Raw genomic sequence first — 18,857 nt, 5'->3', positions numbered from 1 at the left:
GCGGGCATCGCCCAGTCGGTGGCGCAGGGTGCTGTGGTGTCGCTGGACGGCACCGGCTCGACCGCGAATGACAGCGGCCAGAGCCTGACCTATGCTTGGACGCAGACCAGCGGCACTGCAGTGACGCTGTCGAGCGCGACGGCGGCGAGCCCCAGCTTCACCGCGCCGAGCCTGAACATCGGTGACAGCGCGCTGGTGCTGACCTTCTCGCTGGTGGTCGACGACGGGTTTGACGCCTCGACCGCCGACACTGTGCAGATCACGGTAAACGCCCCTGCCAACACCGTGCCCACCGCCGAGGCGGGGATCGCCCAGTCGGTGGCGCAGGGCGCTGTGGTGTCGCTGGACGGCACCGGCTCGACCGCGAATGACAGCGGGCAGAGCCTGACCTACGCCTGGACGCAGACCAGTGGCACCTCGGTGACGCTGTCGAGCGCCACGGCGGCCAGCCCCAGCTTCACCGCGCCGAGCCTGAACATCGGTGACACCGCGCTGGTGCTGACCTTCTCGCTGGTGGTCGACGACGGGTTTGACGCCTCGACCGCCGATACCGTGCAGATCACGGTAAACGCGCCGCTGGATACCGAAGCGCCGGTGATCACCGGGTTGGTATCGGTGACGCTGGAGGCGGGCCCGTCCGGCACGGCGAACCACGCGTTCACGGCAACTGTGACCGACAATTACGATGCGGTGGTGGTGCCGGTGTTCACTTTGAACGGCGCGCCGATCTCCAGCCCCTATGACTTTGCGGTTGGCACCAACGCGGTTCTGGTCGATGCGCAGGACGCGGCGGGCAATGATGCGGTGCAGCAAACCCTGACGGTCATCGTGACCCCGGCGGTTGTACCAGCGGCACCGCTGGTCTCCACCACGACGGTTAATCCCGACCGGTCGGTGACAATCTCGGGGACGGCTGAGGCGGGATCGACCGTTCGTGTCACCTTCCCGGACAACAGTTTCGTGGATGTTGTCGCGACGGGTGGCGTCTATTCGGTAACGTCTGCGCCTGACATGATCGCGGGCACGGTCTCGTTGACGGCAACCGATGCGCAGGGGAATATGTCGGACGCGTCGACGGTTGCCGTCGCGCCCGACTGGGAGTCGCCCACGGTGGTGCTGACCGGCACGCCTGCGTTCCCGGGAACCGCCTATACGCTGACGATCACCTTCAGCGAGCCGGTAACCGGGCTGAGCCTGAGCGATTTTGCCACCTCGAATGCCGATCTGGCGGGGCTGAGCGGCTCGGGTGCGGTCTATACGGTGCAGGTCACCGCAAGTCAGGTGTCGCACAGTATCCAGTTGCCAGCCGGGGTTGCGCAGGATGCGTTTGCCAACCTCAGCGAAGCGTCGAACCTGTTTGCCAACACGCCCGATGGCGTGGCGCCGGTGGTGACGATCTCGGGTCTGCCGGCCAGTTTCCTGCCCGGCGACGTGCTGAGCGCGACCTTCTCGTTCTCGGAGCCGGTCACCGGGTTCGAGCTGGCGGATATCAGCGTGCTCAATGGCACGGCGAGCGGTCTGTCGGGCGGTCCGTCGGTGTATAGCGCGACGGTCACGCCGAATGGTGCGGGCGCGGTCGTGGTCAGCCTTGGCGACGGGGCAGCGATCGATGCCTCGGGGCAGGGGTCGGCGGCAGCATCGGCATCGAGTGCGTTGAACTCGGTGTCGGTCGCCAGCGAGATGATCACCGACTTCCTGCAAAACCGCGCGCGCAACCTGATCCAGAACCAGACTCGTCTGACCCGGTTCCTGGATGGCACCGACGGCGGCGGCGTCAATGTCTCGGTGACGCGCGGCTTTGGCACGGTTGATATCGCGACAGGCGGCAATGGCCCGCTGTGGTTCAGCCTGCGCGGATCGCGCACCAGCTTCGAGAACGGCTCGGGCGACAGCGCCTTTGCGCTGGCCACCGTCGGCACCCATGCTGCCTTGCGGCCGGGTCTGCTTGTGGGCGGGATGCTGCAGTTCGACTACGCCTCGGAAGATCAGGGTGGCGGTGTGGCGACCAGCGGTCATGGCTGGCTGGCCGGACCCTATGTCGTCGCACAGCTGGGCGATCAGCCGCTCTATTTCGAGAGCCGTCTGCTCTATGGCCGCTCCAGCAACCGTATTTCGCCGTTCGGCACGTTCACCGACCGGTTCGATACCGAACGCTGGCTGACCATGGTTGCGCTTGAGGGCAGCTTCCAGGGCGAACGCCTGCGCTATATCCCGCGGTTGCAGTTCAGCCATGTCTCGGACACGCAGGCGGCCTATGTCGACGGCTTGTCCAATCTGGTGCCCGAACAAACCGTGCGGCTGAGCGAGCTGTCACTGGGCATGGATTTCGAGATGCCGATCCTGGCCGGTGTGGGCGAGCATCTGGTCACCTGGGGCGCGTCGGGGATCTGGTCGCATGTCGAGGGGACGGGCGCTGCCACCGCCTTTATCGACCAGACCTCGGGCGCGCGGGCGCGGGTCGATCTGGGCTATCGTTATAACAACGGGGCCGGGATGCGCTTCTCGAGCAGCCTGTTTGTCGATGGCATCGGATCGGGGGATTTCAGGTCCTACGGGCTCGATCTGAACCTGGCGATCGAGTTCTGATCGCGGCACCCTGCGCCTCAGCACAGTGAACGGCAAACGCGCCGCCCTTTTCGGGGCGGCGCGTTGGTTTTTGCCTGTGGCGGCAACGGATAATGACCAGCGGCGCTGCGTTCAGGGGGGACGGCGTGCCCGTTACGCGAGGCCCGTCTATCGCGCTGTTGTACCCGGATCAGCCAAAGGCATCGCGCAGATCGCGCGCGATTTCGGGGGCTTCGTTCAGATCGAGCTGCGATTCAACATGGCCAAGATGATGGGCCATCGACGCCAGCGCCTGCTCGGTCTGGCCGCGCGCGATGAAAGTGACCAGCTCGTGGTGCTCATCCGGGCCGCAATCATGGGTCTGGCGGGGCTGATACATCGCCGAAATCAGCGAGGTGCGCGAGACGAGATCCCGCAGCACCGCGTGCAGGTATTCGGACCCGGCAAGCTCGGCGATGAGGATGTGAAACCCGCCCGAAAGCCGCACAATCGACGCCAGATCCCCGGCGGCAAGCGCCGCGCGTTCCAGCGCGATATGCTCTTCAAGCCGGGCGATTTCTGCCGCCGTCACCTTGGCGCACAGCTTTTCGACCAGCCCGCCCTCGATGATGCGGCGGGCGAAGAACACGTCGCGTGCCTCGGCAATCGTCGGTTCGGCGACAAAGCCGCCGCGGTTGGGGATGATGGTGACAAGACGGTCATGCTCAAGCAGACTGAGCGCCTGGCGGACGCGGGCGCGGCTGGAACCGAAGATCTCGGCGAGTTCCTCTTCCTTCAGCCGCGTGCCGGGGCGGAGGCGGCGCTCGGCGATGGATTGCCAGACCCGATCGCGAATTTCGCTGGCCGTGGCCGAACCGGGCTTTTCTGACATGATACGCTTCCCTTTACTCAGGGTTGTTTGGTGGCAGATGGGTTTTGAGCTGTCAACATTCAACGCAACAGAGCTTTGCGCAGACGATCAACACTCTGCGCGCATAATGATACGCATATTTGTTTACAATATTGTTTGCAAGAATTTGACGAACTGGCTAGACTGGTCTGGTGACAAAGGATGCCGCCATGGATTTTGACTTCACGACGCTACCGCCGGAAGACCGCTATCGTCTGCTCACCAATTTCGTCGGCCCCCGGCCGATAGCGCTGGTCACAACCCGGTCGCCGCAGGGCGTGGCCAACGCGGCACCGATGAGCTTTTTCAACGTGTTCGGCCATGATCCTGCGATCCTTGCGCTGGGGATCCAGCCGCGTCTGACCGGCGGGGACAAGGATACCGTGGCCAACATCCGGGCGACGGGCGAATTTGTCGTGCATGTGGTGGACGCTGCACTGGCCGAGCAGATGCTGATCTGCGGGTTGAGCGTCGAGCCGGACGTCGATGAGATGCAGCTCGCGGGGCTTGAGCAAGCGCCCTGCGTGCAGGTCAAGGCACCGCGCATCAAGGGCGCGGCCTGCGCGATGGAATGCCGGATCGAACGGATCATAGACTGGCCGCGCCGCGCCATGGTGCTGGGCGAGGTGGTGCAGATGCATGTGCGCGACGATTGTCTGGACGCGCAGGGCCGCTACGTGAACCCTGATGTCTATCAGCCCATCGCGCGGCTGCATGCCGACAATTACGTCGGCTCGGACCGCCAGTTCGTGCTGACCGCGCCGACGCTGGACGCGGTGCGCGCGAAGACGGGGCGCTGAGCCATGAAGATCTTTGTCGTTAACCCCAATTCCACCGCCTCGATGACCGAGACCATCCGCCTCAGCGCCGTTCGTGCCGCCGCGCCGGGCACGCAGATCACCGTTGCCACCGTCGCCGGTGCCCCGGCCAGCATCGAAGGCTACGCCGATGAGGCGCGCGCGGTTCCCGGCACGCTGGATGCCATCCGACTGGCCGAAGCGCAGGGCGCGCAGGCGACGGTCATCGCCTGTTTCGACGATCCCGGCCTCAGCGCCGCGCGTGAAGTCGCAACCGGGCCGGTGATCGGCATCTGTCAGGCGGGCATTCAGGTGGCGATGACCATCGCCGCGCGGTTCTCGATTGTGACCACGCTGCCCCGGTCCGTGCCGATCATCGAGGATCTGGTCGATGCGTATGGCGCGTCGCGACAATGCCGGAGCGTGCGCTCGGTCAACCTGCCGGTTCTGGCGCTTGAGGAAGACCCCGAGACCGCCTTTGCCCGCCTGCGCACCGAAATCCGCCGCGCGATCAACGAAGACGGGGCCGAGGCCGTGGTGCTGGGCTGCGCCGGCATGGCCGAAATGTGCCGTGCCTTGCAGCTTGAAACCGGCGTGCCGGTGATCGACGGGGTGTCTGCGGCGGTCAAGCTGGCCGAGGCGATGGTCGGCGGCGGTTTTGCCACGGCAAAGACCGGCAGTTTCGCCTTTCCGCGCGACAAATCCCTCATGGCCGCAACGCATCCCTGAGCCGCAAGAACCATCCAAGCGAACGTAAAAACCGGCGCCAGACAGGCGCCGGTTTTTCGTTCTGGCAGGGGTAGGCGGCGCGCTCAGAGCGCCCCGGCCATCGCGGTCGCACGCTGCGACAGCGCAGCGGCCTCGGCTTCCTCGACCCGGTGGCAGGCCAGACGGCTGCCATCGGCCAGCGCAATCACCTTGGGCCGCTCGGCCGAACAGCGCGCGTCGGCCAGCGGACAGCGGGGGTGGAACGCACACCCGGCGGGCGGGTTCAGCGGGCTGGGCACTTCGCCACCCTCGGCTTCGCGCTGGCGCTTGGGGTTCTCGATGCTGGGGATCGTCTGCAACAACAGCCGCGTATAGGGATGGCGCGGGTTGGCGAACAGGATCTCGGTCTCGGCCTCTTCGACCACCCGGCCCAGATACATCACGGCGATCCGGTCCGACATATGGCGCACCACGCTCAGATCGTGGCTGATGAAAAGATAGGTCAGGCCCAGCTCATCCTGCAACCGGCGCATCAGGTTAAGGATCTGCGCCTGAACCGACACATCCAGCGCCGAGGTCGGCTCGTCACAAACCAGAAACCGCGGCTCGGTCGCCAGCGCCCGCGCAATCGAAATGCGCTGGCGTTGCCCGCCCGAGAATTCATGCGGGAACTTGCCCCCGTCGCGTGGCGCAAGGCCCACGGTGGTCAGCAACTCGTCCACCCGCGCGCGCACCTCGGCCTCGGTATCGCGCAGTTTCAGCTCGCGCAGGGGTTCGGCGATGATGTCGCGCACCCGCCAGCGCGGGTTGAGGCTGGCGTAGGGGTCCTGAAAGATCATTTGTGCCGAGAGGGGCGCGCCGTCGATCTCGGCCCCGAATTCAATCGTTCCCTCGGACGGCGCATAAAGCCCCGTCACCAGCCGCGCGACGGTGGATTTGCCACACCCGGATTCGCCGACCAGCGACAGACAGCCCCCGACGGGCACGCTGAACGTCACGTCATCCACCGCCCGAAGCGACTGGCGCGGTTTGCGCTCGATCACGCGGTTCAGCCAGGGGGCCGAGACGTCGAAAACTCGCGTCAGGTTGCGGACGCTCAAAGCAGGGGGACGGGTCATGCAACACCTCCATGGGTGAGCCAGCAGGCGTTCTGCCCGGCTCCTGTGGGCATCAGGGCGGGCCGGGCGCGCCGACAGCGCGGACCGACATGCGCGCAGCGCGGGTTGAAGGCGCAGCCGTCGGGGATGGCGTCGAGCCGGGGCATCGAGCCGTCGATTTGCGTCAGATGCGCGACCCGCCGCCCCAGCGCGGGGATCGAATCCATCAGCCCGCGCGTATAGGGATGGGTCGGCTGGCGCAGCACCTCGCGCACCGGCCCGATCTCGACCATGCGCCCGGCGTACATCACCGCGATGCGGTCGGCGGCCTCGGCGATGACGCCCAGATCATGCGTGACCAGCATCACCGAGGTGCCCAGATCGTCGCAGAGCCGGCGCAGCAGCGCGATGATCTGCGCCTGAATCGACACATCCAGTGCGGTGGTCGGCTCGTCGGCGATGATCAGTTTCGGCTCACCGGCCAGCGCCAGCGCGATCACCACCCGCTGCCGCATCCCGCCCGAGAACTGGTGCGGGTAGTGGTCGATGCGCTCTTTCGGTCCCGGAATGCCGACCTGCCGCAGCAGATCAATCGCGCGCGCGCGGGCCTCGGCGCGGGTCATGTCCAGATGCAGGCGGATGGTTTCCTCAAGCTGGCTGCCGACGCTGAACAGCGGGTTGAGCGAGGTCAGCGGGTCTTGAAAAATTGCCCCGATCTCGCGCCCGCGGATCTTTTCCATCTGCCGGTTGCTCAACTGGTCAATGCGCCGCCCGTTCAGCCAGACCTCGCCCCCGGCGATGTGGCCCGGCGGTTCCAGCAGGCCTTGAACGGCCAGCCCGGTCATCGACTTGCCCGCGCCGCTTTCACCAACAACGCCCAGGATCTCACCGGCGTTCAGATGCAGCGAAACGCCATCCAGCGCGGTCACGGTGCCGTGGCGGCCGGGGAATTGCACGCGCAGATCGCGCACTTCAAGGACGGGATCAGGCATCGTATTCCTCCATCGGAAAACTGGGCGGGAACAGCTGCGACAGGGGCGGGTGGCCCCAGCTGCGTTCGGGGTATTTCGCCACCAGCCCGTCAAACTGCGTCTGCGCGCGCTGGCGGGCGGCGGGCATGTCGATCCCGGCGACCTGTCCGTCGCGCATCGACAGACGCCCATCGACAAAAGTGGCCCTGACGGCGCGGCCCGAGCCCCCGGCAACCAGCGTGGTGATCGGGTCGATGGTGGGGGTCATCCTGACCTCGTCGAGCCCGAGCACCGCCAGATCGGCCTGCGCCCCGGTCTCGATCCGCCCCAGATCCGGGCGACCGAGCGCGCGGGCACCGCCCAGAGTCGCGGCGTCCCACAGATCGGCGGATGAGGTCGCATCGGCGCGCCCCTCGGCCACGCGCGCCATCATCAGCCCGGTGTGCAGGGTCATCAGCATGTCGGGCGGCGCGGTGTCGGTGCCCATGGCGATGGTGACGCCCTTGGCGCGCAGCCTGCCGAACGAGCGCAACAGCCCGCCGAACCGCCCGGAAACCAGCGGGCAATGCACGATGGACACGCCGTTTTGCGCATATAGATCAAGGTCAGCGTCGGTGGCATGCGTGCCATGCGGCGCGATCAGCCGGGGCGAGAGCAGCCCCAGCGAGGCCAGCCATGCCGGGGCGGTCATCCCGTGCTGACGGGCCATCGCCTCGCGCTCCATTTCGCCCTGCGCCATGTGCAGGCGGACGGGCACGTCCAGCGCCTCCGCGGCGGCGAAACTGCGGCGCAGCAGGGTTTCAGTGCAGGTCTCCACCCGGTCCGGGGCTAGCAGCCCGCGCACCAGATCACCGCCCGCGCCGTGCCAGCGCTGGATGAAGCCCTCGGCCTCGGCCAGCCCTTGCAACCCGCGCGCCTCGTCCAGCACCGGCTCCAGCACCCCCGGCGCGGTGCAGACCATGCCGCCCGCGCGGTAGGCCGGGCCTAGGTAGACCCGCAGGCCCAGATCCAGCGCGGCCTCGGCGGCGGCGTCGAACTCGGCGACCGTCTCCCCCCATGCGCGATAGAAGAGCGAGGCGATGGGGGCCGCCGTGGTGATCCCGTTCAGCAAGAGCTGCGCAAAAGCAAAACGCTTCTGAAACGCCAGTTCCTCGGGCGTGTACATCTCATAGGGGCCGCGCTCGACATATGATTGCGGCCAGACGCGGCCCTTGGCCCAGCCGGGCTGGTGGTCGATGGCCAGCAGCGTCGTGTCCAGATCGGACAACGCATCCAGATCAATGAACCCCGGCGAGATCAGCGCCGCACCCAGATCAACGCGCCGCGCCACCTCGCCCTCGAACCGGCCGCCCGCATGCAGGACGCGGCCCGCCTCGATCACCACCTCGGCGTTCCTGAGCAGCCGGTGCCCCTGCGGCCCATGCGCCAGAACCCAGTCGGCCCTGAGCGCGGTACGCCCCGAGGGGCGTTGACCGAGGGGAAGGGAGGCCAGCGTGCTCATGGGGCCTCGATCACGGCGTTGCCCGCGCGCGCCACCACTGCGCCGCCCTTGATAACCAGCGGGCGCGGCTCTTGCAGCACGACCGCATGCGCCAGCGTCTCGCCCGCCAGCAGCGTCAGGTCTGCGGCGGCACCCACCGTCACGGCATGCCCCGCAACCCCGATCGACGCCGCCCCGGCGCCCGAGGCGGTGTCGAGCAACAATTCCAGTTCCTCATCCCGCCGGAACCCGTTCTTCATGCCGACAATCCGCGCGCGGTGCATCATGTCCGGCTCGCCCCACGGACCCCAGGTATCGCGGATCCCGTCGCAGCCGATGCCGACCCGGATCCCCGCCGCACGCATCGCCTTGAGCGACGGCACATTGGCCGAAGGGTGCCCGGTGGAATAGATCGACACGTCCAGCGCCGCGATGCGTTCCATCAGCGCCTCGATGCGGGCAGGGGGCACCATCGCCAGATGAAAGGCATGGCTGACGCCGACGCGGCCCTGCATCCCCAGCGCCTGCGTGCGCTCGAGGATCAGCTCCATGGTGAACGCCCCCAGCTCGCCGGGTTCGTGCAGGTGGATGTCAATCGGCGCGTCATGCTTCTGCGCCAGCGCAAAGATCGCATCCAGCTGGCCCTTGGGGTCACGGTCCATCGACGACGGGTCCAGCCCGCCGACAATATCCGCGCCCGCCGCCATCGCCGCGTCGAGCAAGTCCAGCGTGCCGGGCCGCACCATCAGCCCCGATTGCGGAAAGGCGACGATCTGGATGTCGATCAGCCCCGCCAGCGCTTCGCGGGTCTGCAACACGCCTTCCAGCAGGCTCAGCCCGTGGTCGGTGTCGATATCGACATGCGTGCGGATATGCGTGGTGCCATTGGCAATCAGCGCGATGGCGTGGCGCATCGACTGGCGGTGGACGTCCAGACCCAGCGGCACACGCTCGTTGCGCTCATTGTCGATCAGGTCTTGCAGCACACCGCCCTTGCGACCGGCGTACCAGGGCATGCCCCAGGTGGTCTTGTCCAGATGGGTATGCGCCTCGACCAGTCCGGGGATCACCAGCGCATTGCCGCCATCCTCGACCGCGACGCCGGGCGCGTCCAGACCCGCGCCGATCCGGGCAATCTTGCCGTCGCGGATCAGGATGTCAGCGGTTTCGCGGCCCATCGGGCGGATGTTCTTGAGCAGAAGATCAGTCACGGAAATTACCTCAGTTTCGGGTTGAGCGCGTCACGAAGCCAGTCACCCAGCAGGTTTACCGACACCACCAGCAGGCACAGTTGCAGCACCGGAAAGATCACCATCCACCACATGCCCGAGAACAGGTACTGGTTGCCGAAGCGGATCAGCGTGCCAAGGCTGGGCTGGCTGGGCGGCATGCCGATGCCCAGAAAGCTGAGCGTCGCCTCGGTCAGAATGGCCATGCCGAAATTCAGCGTGGCGGCGACCAGAATGGGCGTCATCGTGTTGGGCAGGATATGCTTGACCATGATCCGCCGCGCCGGAACCTTCAGCAGTCGCGCCGCCTGCACGTATTCCTTGCGCCGCTCGACCGAGGTCTGCGCGCGCACGGTGCGCGCATATTGCACCCAGGCCGACAGGGTGATCGCCAGGATCAGCACCGCACCCGCTCCGACCTCGCGCAGCCCCGGCGGCAAGGAGGCGCGGGCCATTGCCGAGACCAGCATCGCGATCAGGATGGTCGGCACGGACAGAAGCACATCGCCGACCCGCATCAGCACCGCATCGGTGATGCCGCCGAAGAACCCGGCCATCAGCCCCAGCGAGATGCCGATCACCAGCGACAGCGCCACCGAGCCGATGCCGATGATGATCGAACTGCGCGAGCCATAGAGAATGGCCGACAGGATATCGCGGCCCTGATTGTCGGTGCCCAGCAGATAGGGCCATTGCCCGCGCTCCATCCAGATCGGGGGCAGCTCGGCGTTCCACAGATCCAGCTGCGCCGGATCATAGGGGTTCTGCGGCGTGATCCACGGCGCAAAGGCCGCCGACAGGATCAGCAGCGCCAGCAGCAATGCCGCCGCCATCGCCGCCTTGTGCTGGGTAAAGGACCACCAGAGATCCGAGCGGCGGATGCGGGTGAGAAGATTGGGTTCAGCAAGGCTCATCGCGCTTCCCTCAGGTGGTGGCGTCGCGAAGGCGCGGGTCGATCAGCGCATAGGTGATATCGACCAGCGTGTTCAGCGTCACGAAGATGAACGAAACGATGACCAGATAGGCCGCCATCACGGGAATATCGACGAAGGTAATCGCCTGAATGAACAGCAGACCCATGCCCGGCCACTGAAAGACCGTCTCGGTCACCAGCGCAAAGGCGATCAGCGCGCCAATGTTCATTGCGGTCATCGTCACGACCGGCATCAGGCAGTTTCTGAGCGCGTGGCGGTAATGAATGCGCCACGCCGGCACACCGCGCGCGCGGGCGAATTTCACGAAATCCGAGCGCAGGGTCTCCAGCATCTCGGCCCGGACCAGCCGCATGACCAGCGTGATCTGGTAAAGCGACAGCGCCACCGTCGGCAGGATCAGCGCCATGCGGCCTGAATGGGTCAACAGGCCGGTGGACCACCAACCAAACTGCACCACCTCTCCACGCCCGAAGGCAGGCAGCCAGCCCAGCGAGACCGAGAAGCCGAGGATCAAGAGGATGCCGATGACGAAACTGGGCAGCGAGACGCCGATGATCGACGCAAACTGCACCGCTTCAGAAAACCACCGCCCGCGATAGATCGCGGTGATGACCCCCAGCGGCACCCCCACCACCAGCGACAGGATCGTCGCCAGAATGACCAGCTCGAAGGTCGCCGGGAAACGCTCGGCGATCAGCGACATGACGGATTCCTGATTGCGGTACGAGATACCGAAATCGCCCTGCACCGCATTGCCCACAAAGCGCGCGAACTGCATCAGGACGGGCTGATCAATCCCCAGCCGCTCGCGCAATTCCTGACGCTGCTCCTGGGTGGTCTGTTCGTTCACCATCAGTTCGACCGGATCACCGGCAAAGCGAAAGATCATGAAGGCCATCAGCGCAACCGCCAGCATGACCAGCGCGGCATTCGACAGGCGCTTGATGAGAAAGACAATCATTAGGGTCTCCGTTCGCAAGGCGAAGGGTGGGAGCAAGGCGAAAGGCCGGGCCACCCCCTCGGGCAGCCCGGCCGGGCGATCAGTCAGCCATGCGGGTCAGCCAGTGACGCGGCTTGTTGTCGGCCTGTTGCACGACCGATTCCACCCGGTCCGAGACCGCCCAGGCCATCGGCTGCTGGTGCACCGGCACAAAGAGCATCTCTTCGCGCGCACCGGCCAGAACCTGCGTCTCATAGCCAAGGCGGGTGTCGCGATCCAGCTCGACCGCAGCCGCGTCGATCAGCGCATCCCAGGCCGGATAGCTCCACGCCCCCCAGTTGAACACGCCCGCCGTGCCTTCACGCGTCCGCACCACCTGCACCAGCAGCGAATAGGCGTCCAGCATCGGCTCGTTCGCCCAGCCAAAGATGAACATGTCAGCCTGACCGCCCGACATCCGGGGCGCTTGCACGGCCCAGGGCCCGATGTCCAGCGACGGGGCCAGACCAACGCGGGTCAGCATCGAAATCACGGCCGAGCACAGCTCTTCCTCGTTCACCCAGCGCTCGTAGGAACAGGTCAGCTGGAACGCCAGACCTTCGGCACCGGCCTCGCTCACCAGCTGGCGCGCCAGATCGGGATCATAGGCGATCTGCTCGTCCAGCTCGGCCGAATAGCCGGGGATCTGCGGGGCAACCAGCGTGCCCGCGTTGCGCGAGGCACCGCGCATGATCCGGTCGCGGATCAGGTTCATGTCGATCGCATGGGCGATCGCCTGCCGCAGGCGCAGGTCGTTGAACGGGTTCTCGCGCCCGTCGTTCAGGGTCTCGCGGCGGTTGAAGCCGAACATGATCGTGCGCAAGGCGTTGCCCTCGATCACGTTGACATTCGGGGCGGCCTGCAAACGCGGCAGATCCTGCACCGGCGCGCCTTCGACAAAGTCGATCTCGCCCGACAGCAGCGCCGCAACCCGGGTCGCCGCCGAGGTGATCGGCGTGAACTCGATCCGCGTCACGTTGTGCTCGGGCTCATCCCACCAGTCGGGGTTCACCACCATCGAGGTGCGGGTATCGGGCACGCGCTCGTCAATGATGAACGGGCCGGTGCCATTGGCGTTGAAGGTCGTATAACCCTCGACCCCGGCGGCCACGTCGGTCGGCAGCTCGCTGTTGTTGTCGTGCAGCCAGTCGGCATCAAAGATGAAGATGTTGGTCAGGTCATTGAGCAGCAGCGGATACGCGCCATTCAGGTGGATATCGATCGTATAGTCATCAATGACTTCCGCCGATTGATACGCTGGCAGGTTGCCCCGCAGCGGCGAAGTCTCATGGCTCACCCGGTTCAGCGAGGCCAGCACGTCCTCGGCGGTGAAGGTGGCACCGTTGTGGAAGGTCACGCCCTGACGCAGATGGAACCGCCAGACGGAATCGGACACGACCTCCCAGCTTTCGGCCAGCGCCGGTTCGATCTGCAGATCGGCGTCATAGCGTACCAGCCCTTCGTAGATATGGTTCAGAAAGGACAGCGTGAAGGTCGATCCATACGAGTAGGGATCGAGCGAGTTCAGGTCCGCCGAGCCGCCCCAGCGGATGGTTTCAGCCGAGGCCGCGCCGACCAAAAGGCCAAGCGCAGCGACGCTGCTCATGAGTCTTGCGTGAAAGGCGTTCATTGCCGGGTTCTCCTGTTGGGTCTGATTCTTGCGGCTTGCCGGTTGCGTGCGGGCAGTACGTCGCAATGCCCTGATTGCAAGGCTGACCCACCGGCAGACCGCGTGTCAACGAAATTGTTTGCATTGAGATGGAAATTGTAAACAATTCTGGAAAGTGCTTCGTTAACGGGCAGCGCCAGACGCCCTCGCCACCACAGCCCACACCCCGGCGCCGTGTCTTCCGCCCTGACGTCTGAGGGAAGTTTGCAACGAAAAGCAGTCCTCCAGCCGGCGAGATGGCCGCAACGGCCTGCGGGTCGCCTCCCATTGTTGAGCAAGAGAAGCCTATTGGCCCTACCGGCCAGATGCGGACCTGGTACACCGCCAAACCCTGTTTTCCGGTGATCAAGTTGCCTATCAGTCACCGCGTGGAAGGGGCACCCGGCGCACGTCGTCGAGGGCCGAGATGCGGTTATCGCCCACGCGAAGAACGATCATCCGGGTTGTCAGTTCCTGTCAAAGCGGGCGGGTCCTCGTCGCGGCTATGGTCCCGACATCCTGATCCGGCTGACCGGTGGGATGATGCTCGCCTTGGAATTCAAGGGAACCGAGCGCCCGCAAGACAAGGCCAAGCGCGACGCATTGAACGAATGGGTCAAGGTGATCTACGGAACCGGTGGTTCTGGGCTGTGGGCGTGGGGTGTCGCGTTCGGGTGGTCTGAGGTGCAGGATTTTGTCACCAAACGCGCAAATTCGGCTGAACCGACCCTCAACGAAAACTTGCCTGAAAGGACGTCGCGGTCAGCGAGACATGCGCTTCCAGCGGCGGATGCAGCTCGAATGCCTTCGGCTCTCGCGCAAAGTTCCAAAGTCGGAGCAGGGACCATTCCGAGCGCCGCTCCTCGGCCACAGCCAGCTCGTTGCGGGTGATGTGGAAGGGCGTGCGTTCCCAGCCGTTCGTCGTCTTCACCTCGATCAGGCGCGGACGGCCGTCGGGCGCGTAGCTGGCGATGTCGTAGCCAGCACCATCGCCATCCTCCTCCGACACCCACTGCACCTTGCGCGCCAGATCGTCACGTCCTGCCGTCCGCAAGGCGGCGCGCTCGTGCGCAAGCACGCGCTCCTCGCCCGCGCGGCCGAGGGCCCGGTTGCGCTCGTCCCGGCCCGCCACGTCGAACTTGCGGGCTATGTGCAGCATCTGGTCCAGCTCCTGCGGGGGCGTCTGGTTCGACAGCGTCGGCGGCGGCCCGATCCAGATCTGCGCCGCTTCGCGCAGGCCAGCGGCGGGTTGCAGCCCAGGTTGCCGCCCGAGCCAGGCTGGGTTCAGCGCCAGCCACCGCGCCACGGCATCCACCAGCGTCATCTGAAAATTGAAGGCCGGCTTGTAGCCGGGGATCCAGTGCTCACCGAGCCCCTTCAGCACCGCGCTAATGTTCTGGTGCTTGAACTCGACGGACCCCTCGGGCCGGTCGTTCAGCAGAGGCAGCAGCGCGCGGCGGTGCTCGGCCTTGCTGTAGCGGCGCGCAGAGATGTCGTCGGCCAGCATCGCGAAGTAATCCGCGACGATCAGGTCGTTCTCTTGATCGGTCCAGGCCCTGTTTGACATCGCGCCAGGCTAGGGGCGGAAACTGCGTTTGTCATCAGAGACTTCCGGCAGGTTCCTGTCTCGCTTCGAACGCTGCCGCCTGACTTAGGGATCGGCCGCCACGGAACCGTCCTTCTGACCGCCCTGCGCCTTCGTGTCGGTCTCCGTCACCGGATTTTTTCGCGAACAGGGCGAACCCATGAACGCAGCAAGCCATTGGAAATGCTAGGAGTTTTGTGCCGTCCCGTGGTCGTCGAGGTGCGCTCGAAGAGAGACGCAGGCCATTCGGAGACCGATTCCGCGTCAAGCGCCCAGTCTCCGAAGGGCGGATGGCCCTGCCAACGCCCTTTGAAACAAAAAGAAAAAAGGCCCCAATCGGGGCCCTTGGACGGATTCAGTATCTGAAAGTGGCGGACAGACAGGGATTCGAACCCTGGAGACGGTTCCCCGCCTACACACTTTCCAGGCGTGCGCCTTCGACCACTCGGCCACCTGTCCGTTCCGGCACCAATAGCGTCGCAGGCGCGAGGGTGCAAGAGGGGTCGGTAGCCCTTGCTGCGTGGCGTTGTTGCACAAAGCGGCGGGGCTTGTGTATACGGATGGGCAGCCCGGATCGGGCCCAGACCGAGAGACGCCGTGGCCAACCAGACCGAAACCATATTGCGCAGTTTGCTCGACTGGATCGACACAGGCCGGTTGAACCCGGGCGATGAAATCGAAGAAGCCGCGCTGGTGCAACAATTCGGGGTGTCACGCACCCCGGTGCGCGAGGCCTTGATGCAGATCGAGGCGACCGGGCTGGTCAAACGTCTTCCGCGCAAGGGGGCCGTGGTGTTCAAGCCGACACTGGCCGAGTTCCTTGCGATTCTCGAAGTACACGCCAAGCTTGAAGGACAGGCGGCGGGTCTGGCGGCGCGGCGCTTGTCGCCCGGCGGTGCCGCAGCGCTTGAGGCCGTCACGGTGGCCTGCGAGGCGCATTCTGCGACGCTGGGTGACGCCGAGCCCGATGGGTATTATCAGCTCAATCTGCGCTTCCACGGCACGGTGGCAGAGGCCGCAGGCAATCCGTTCCTGCTGGATCTCATCAAGACCAACGCGCGCAAGTTGATGGCCTATTACCGGGTGCGCTATCGCTATGCCGGGTCGATCGCGGCTTCGGCCCGTGATCACCGGATTATTGCGGATCTGATTATGGCGCGCGACAGCGAGGCTGCCGAGGCTGCTATGCGTCACCATGTTCAGTTCGATCAGGTTACGGCGATGGATCTGCTGGCCGTCCTTGGTTGATTGCGCGGGCCTGAACCGGCGTTTGGGGCAGGGGCATTTTCCTTTCTCTCAGCGGGTCGTGGTGGCTTTCCCTGACACATAGCCATGAGTCGTTAACGGGCGGTGAAGGGACTTGGGGCGTTTGCGGTCGAGTCTGTCGGGCGATGCGCAAACCGCGCAGCGGCGGCTTCAGGATGCGCCGCTTCCGATATCGGGGTGGCCAGCAGTGCTTTGAGCATGATCCGCAAGGCTTGGGCTGCGTTCCCGCCCGGGTCCCCGACCGGCGCGGTCAGCGTCTCTTCCAGGGCGCGCACCGCTTCCTGGGCAAGCGCCAGTTGGGTCTGGCCAGTGCGCGAAAGCGTCAGCGAAAAAGCGCGGGCGTCCTGTGGATGATCCGCACGCCGGATGAGCCCTTGAGCTTCCAGCGCGCGCAGCAGTTTTGAGGCGAAGATCGGCGATATGCCCATTTGCTCGGCAAGGGCGCGCTGGCTGGGGCTTTCGCCCCGCGTCCGCATCGCTGCCAATGTGCTCAGGGCGGTGTATTGCGCCTGGGTCAGGCCCATCGGGGCAACCGCGCGGTCAACCGCGCTGCGCCACCGGGTCGACAGCTGCCAAACCAGCGCACCCAAGGTATTTGTGTCCATGCGCATCATCTCCTGAGCGATGATAAGCATGGACCCCCTTAACAGATGGCTAACGCCGGTCAGTTAGCGTTGAAAAACGCCGCAATCCAGCGGGCCATCAGCGCATCGTCCAGCGAAAGCGGCAGGGCGGCCTGCGCGCCGGCCAGAACCGGAGCCGGCACCTCGCCGTTTAGATGCGTGATAAGGTCGGCCATGAAATCCCGTGTGATTTCAGGGTGGTATTGTGTGGTGAATACCGTGTTTCCGATCGCCAGCTGTGCATTTGGCACCTGCGCTGTGCCCCCCAGAACGGTTGCGCCCGGCGGCGGCGTGACCACCTGCTCATTATGTGCCGCGTTCAGCGCCATAGTTGCCGGGGCATCGCGCATCCACGGCGCGGGCGAATGGTTCACCGTTTCAACCCGGCCCAGCACCCAGCCATCGGGGTTGTGAGCGACCACGCCCCCCAACGCCTTGGCCACCGCCTGATGCCCGAAACACGCGCCGAACACCGGCACACCGGCGTCCACGGCCTTGCGGATCGTCGCCATCAGCCCCGGAACCCAGTCCTCTGCATCATTGACCGAAGCCGGGCTTCCCGAAACGATGACCCCGTCGAAACCCTTCAGTGACGCGGGCAAAGCGCCCTCGGTCACCTTGAAGTCGCTATAGCGCCAGTCCGGCGCGACAGGGGCCAGAAGGGCACGGAATTTGTCCACTTCGCTCGCATGGCGGGCAGCAAAGGCAGAGCGGTCGGTGTTGGCGTCAAGAAAGGCGATATGCATGAAAATTCCATTTGCATACGTTGCATTGCCAATAATATACATAGCAAGCAACGGACCGCAAGGGAGAGTCGCATGACCATCTGGACACCAACCGACGACGGGCACGCCGACCTGACCTCGCATGACATTTTTGCCCAAGGCGTGCCGCACAACACCTTTGCCCGGATGCGTCGCGATGACCCGCTCGCCTGGAGCGACTGGGACGCGGGGCAGGGGTTCTGGAACGTCACCCGCCACGCCGATATTCTGGCGCTGAACCGGCAGCCGGATCTGATGTCATCGGCCCGCGGCATCCGCATGGAGGATCAGACCTATGAGGAATACCTCGCGCGCCGCACCTTTCAGGAGACCGACGCGCCCGAGCATACGATGACCCGCGTCAAGGTCGCCAAGGCCTTTTCGCGCCCCGTTGTTGCCGGGTTTGAGGACCAGATCCGCGAACTTTGCGACGAAATCCTCGACGACGCCCTGCAACACGACAGCTTCGACGCCACCAAACGCATCGCCCGCGAGCTGCCGATGCGCATGCTGGGCCGCATTCTGGGTACCCCCGACGAAGACCTGCCGTGGCTGGTGGAAAAGGGCGACGCGCTGATTGCCAACACCGACCCCGATTTCACCGAGCATGTGCTCGACAAGATGACGACCGACGACTACCGCCTGATGCCGTTCAACTCGCCCGCCGGGGCGGAACTCTATGAATACGCCCGTAAATTGATGGCCGACAAGGCGGCGCGCGGCGACACTAACGGCATCCTCCACCTGATCCTGCAACCCGGCCCCGATGGCAGCGTGATCTCCGAGACCGAGTTTCGCAACTTCTTCTGCCTGCTCGTCGCCGCCGGGAATGATACCACCCGCTACTCCATCGCCGCCGGTATTCAGGCCATGGCGCACCAGCCCGAACTGCTGGTCCAGATGAAGGCCGGCGAGGTCTGGGCCACCGCGCCCGACGAGATCATCCGCTGGGCAACCCCCGCCGTCTATTTCCGCCGCACTGCCACGCGCGACCACGAGATGCACGGTAAGACCATCAAGGCGGGCGACAAGGTGCTCTACTGGTTCGTCAGCGGCAACCGGGATGAGACCGCCTTTGACGACCCGTTCCGCGTGAACCTTGCGCGCAATCCCAACCCCCATCTCAGCTTCGGGCAGGGCGGCCCGCACTTGTGTCTGGGCATGCATCTGGCCCGGCTTGAGGTGCGTGTGCTGTTTCAGGAACTGGCCAAGCGGATCACGTCGATTGAACCGGCGGGGCCGCAAAAATTCCTCCGTTCCAACTTTGTGGGCGGTATCAAGGAACTTCCGGTGCGGATCACCCGCGCCTGACCACAATAAA

General features: G+C 65.3%; 16 protein-coding genes and 1 tRNA gene. 5 read left to right on the top strand and 12 right to left on the bottom strand.

Features of this window, described 5'->3' with window-relative positions:
- Positions 1 to 2,586 (top strand): Ig-like domain-containing protein (locus EAE28_RS23805; RefSeq protein ID WP_164736649.1); only part of this gene is annotated, 2,586 nt, incomplete at its 5' end.
- Between the two features lie 169 nt (positions 2,587 to 2,755).
- Here EAE28_RS23805 and EAE28_RS15300 read toward each other — a convergent pair.
- On the bottom strand, positions 2,756 to 3,436 hold the full coding sequence (locus tag EAE28_RS15300; RefSeq protein WP_127107784.1) for a GntR family transcriptional regulator: 681 nt from the start codon (positions 3,434 to 3,436) through the stop codon (positions 2,756 to 2,758).
- 188 nt (positions 3,437 to 3,624) lie between these two features.
- On the opposite strand from EAE28_RS15300, the gene EAE28_RS15295 reads away from it, so the two are divergent.
- Both EAE28_RS15295 and EAE28_RS15290 read left to right on the top strand, forming a co-directional pair.
- A complete protein-coding gene (locus EAE28_RS15295; protein ID WP_127107782.1) occupies positions 3,625 to 4,254 on the top strand; it encodes a flavin reductase family protein in 630 nt (209 codons plus the stop codon).
- Positions 4,255 to 4,257: 3 nt separating this feature from the next.
- A complete protein-coding gene (locus tag EAE28_RS15290; protein ID WP_127107780.1) occupies positions 4,258 to 4,980 on the top strand; it encodes an aspartate/glutamate racemase family protein in 723 nt (240 codons plus the stop codon).
- Between the two features lie 83 nt (positions 4,981 to 5,063).
- On the opposite strand, the gene EAE28_RS15285 is transcribed toward EAE28_RS15290, so the two are convergent.
- The 9 genes from EAE28_RS15285 to EAE28_RS15245 all read right to left on the bottom strand — a co-directional run bounded on the left by EAE28_RS15285 (position 5,064) and on the right by EAE28_RS15245 (position 15,342).
- The gene (locus EAE28_RS15285) at positions 5,064 to 6,077 is read right to left on the bottom strand and encodes an ABC transporter ATP-binding protein (RefSeq protein ID WP_127107778.1); all 1,014 of its coding nucleotides are present in this window, start codon (positions 6,075 to 6,077) and stop codon (positions 5,064 to 5,066) included.
- Positions 6,074 to 7,048: an ABC transporter ATP-binding protein gene (locus EAE28_RS15280; protein WP_127107776.1), complete on the bottom strand. Its 975-nt coding sequence runs from the start codon at positions 7,046 to 7,048 to the stop codon at positions 6,074 to 6,076. The genes EAE28_RS15285 and EAE28_RS15280 overlap by 4 nt, the downstream gene beginning before the upstream one ends.
- Positions 7,041 to 8,528: an amidohydrolase family protein gene (locus EAE28_RS15275; RefSeq protein ID WP_127107774.1), complete on the bottom strand. Its 1,488-nt coding sequence runs from the start codon at positions 8,526 to 8,528 to the stop codon at positions 7,041 to 7,043. Before EAE28_RS15275 ends, EAE28_RS15280 begins: the two co-directional genes overlap by 8 nt.
- Positions 8,525 to 9,718: an amidohydrolase family protein gene (locus EAE28_RS15270; RefSeq protein WP_127107772.1), complete on the bottom strand. Its 1,194-nt coding sequence runs from the start codon at positions 9,716 to 9,718 to the stop codon at positions 8,525 to 8,527. The genes EAE28_RS15275 and EAE28_RS15270 overlap by 4 nt, the downstream gene beginning before the upstream one ends.
- A 5-nt stretch (positions 9,719 to 9,723) precedes the next feature.
- Complete coding sequence (locus EAE28_RS15265) at positions 9,724 to 10,650, bottom strand: ABC transporter permease (RefSeq protein WP_127107770.1); 927 nt, start codon at positions 10,648 to 10,650, stop codon at positions 9,724 to 9,726.
- Positions 10,651 to 10,660: 10 nt separating this feature from the next.
- Complete coding sequence (locus tag EAE28_RS15260; protein WP_127107768.1) at positions 10,661 to 11,632, bottom strand: ABC transporter permease; 972 nt, start codon at positions 11,630 to 11,632, stop codon at positions 10,661 to 10,663.
- Positions 11,633 to 11,711: 79 nt separating this feature from the next.
- Entirely contained in the window at positions 11,712 to 13,256 is a 1,545-nt protein-coding gene (locus EAE28_RS15255) for an ABC transporter substrate-binding protein (protein ID WP_220443939.1), read from the bottom strand.
- Between the two features lie 772 nt (positions 13,257 to 14,028).
- A complete protein-coding gene (locus EAE28_RS15250; protein ID WP_127107764.1) occupies positions 14,029 to 14,865 on the bottom strand; it encodes a protein NO VEIN domain-containing protein in 837 nt (278 codons plus the stop codon).
- A gap of 387 nt (positions 14,866 to 15,252) precedes the next feature.
- Positions 15,253 to 15,342: transfer RNA gene (locus EAE28_RS15245), tRNA-Ser, on the bottom strand.
- A 138-nt stretch (positions 15,343 to 15,480) separates the two neighbouring features.
- Here EAE28_RS15245 and EAE28_RS15240 point away from each other — a divergent pair.
- Entirely contained in the window at positions 15,481 to 16,131 is a 651-nt protein-coding gene (locus EAE28_RS15240) for a GntR family transcriptional regulator (RefSeq protein WP_127107762.1), read from the top strand.
- Between the two features lie 92 nt (positions 16,132 to 16,223).
- Here the strand turns inward: EAE28_RS15240 and EAE28_RS15235 are convergent, their stop codons facing one another.
- Entirely contained in the window at positions 16,224 to 16,754 is a 531-nt protein-coding gene (locus EAE28_RS15235; protein ID WP_164736648.1) for a MarR family winged helix-turn-helix transcriptional regulator, read from the bottom strand.
- A 59-nt stretch (positions 16,755 to 16,813) separates the two neighbouring features.
- The gene (locus tag EAE28_RS15230) at positions 16,814 to 17,518 is read right to left on the bottom strand and encodes a type 1 glutamine amidotransferase (RefSeq protein WP_164736647.1); all 705 of its coding nucleotides are present in this window, start codon (positions 17,516 to 17,518) and stop codon (positions 16,814 to 16,816) included.
- Positions 17,519 to 17,590: 72 nt separating this feature from the next.
- Between EAE28_RS15230 and EAE28_RS15225 the strand changes: the two genes are divergently transcribed.
- Complete coding sequence (locus tag EAE28_RS15225) at positions 17,591 to 18,847, top strand: cytochrome P450 (protein ID WP_127107756.1); 1,257 nt, start codon at positions 17,591 to 17,593, stop codon at positions 18,845 to 18,847.
- Positions 18,848 to 18,857 lie beyond the last annotated feature (10 nt).

Source organism: Pararhodobacter zhoushanensis (genome assembly GCF_003990445.1).
Lineage (GTDB): Bacteria > Pseudomonadota > Alphaproteobacteria > Rhodobacterales > Rhodobacteraceae > Pararhodobacter > Pararhodobacter zhoushanensis.
This window is presented reverse-complemented; position numbering and strand designations above follow the sequence as displayed.